The organism is Mesorhizobium sp. M7A.F.Ca.CA.004.04.2.1, assembly GCF_004022825.1.
In the GTDB taxonomy this organism is placed as follows: Bacteria; Pseudomonadota; Alphaproteobacteria; order Rhizobiales; family Rhizobiaceae; genus Mesorhizobium.
This window is the reverse complement of sequence record NZ_RZPH01001732.1, coordinates 1-529: the sequence shown is the minus strand read 5'-3', so window position 1 is coordinate 529 and position 529 is coordinate 1. Positions and strand designations below refer to the sequence as shown.

The 529-nt window shown below is 65.2% G+C and carries 1 protein-coding gene; it reads right to left on the bottom strand.

Annotation, left to right across the window (positions count from 1 at the left end):
* Nucleotides 1-513 (bottom strand): ATP-binding cassette domain-containing protein (locus tag EN893_RS37275; RefSeq protein WP_128362323.1); only part of this gene is annotated, 513 nt, incomplete at its 3' end.
* Nucleotides 514-529: the final 16 nt, after the last annotated feature.

Here is a 529-nt window from a genome sequence, read left to right as displayed (position 1 = left end):
GGTCAAGGCATCGAGCGCGCCGAATGGCTCGTCCATCAACAGCATCTTGGGCCGGTAGGAAAGCGCGCGCGCAATGGCGACGCGCTGTTTCATGCCGCCCGAGAGTTCGGCCGGATAGCGGTCGGCGCTGTCGGACAGCTTGACGAGTTCGAGATGCTCCAGCGCGATCCTGCGGCAGGTCGGGCGATCGTAACCGGCGGCCTTGAGGGCAAATTCGATGTTCTGCCGCGCCGTCAGCCAGGGAAGCAGCGTGTAGGACTGGAAGACGACGCCACGGTCGAGACCCGGCTGCAGGATCGGCGCGCCATCGATGCTGAGATCGCCGGCGTCGAAGTCCTGCAGTCCGGCCACGATCGACAGCAGCGTGCTCTTGCCGCAGCCCGACGTGCCGACCAGGGAGACAAACTCGTTGTCGGCAAGATCGAGATTGATGTCGCGCAGCACTTCCGTGCGCCGCTCGCCGGTGCCGAAGCTCTTGTGGAGACCGGCGATCCGCAGTTTGGGGGGGCTCATCGGCTGGACCTCATTG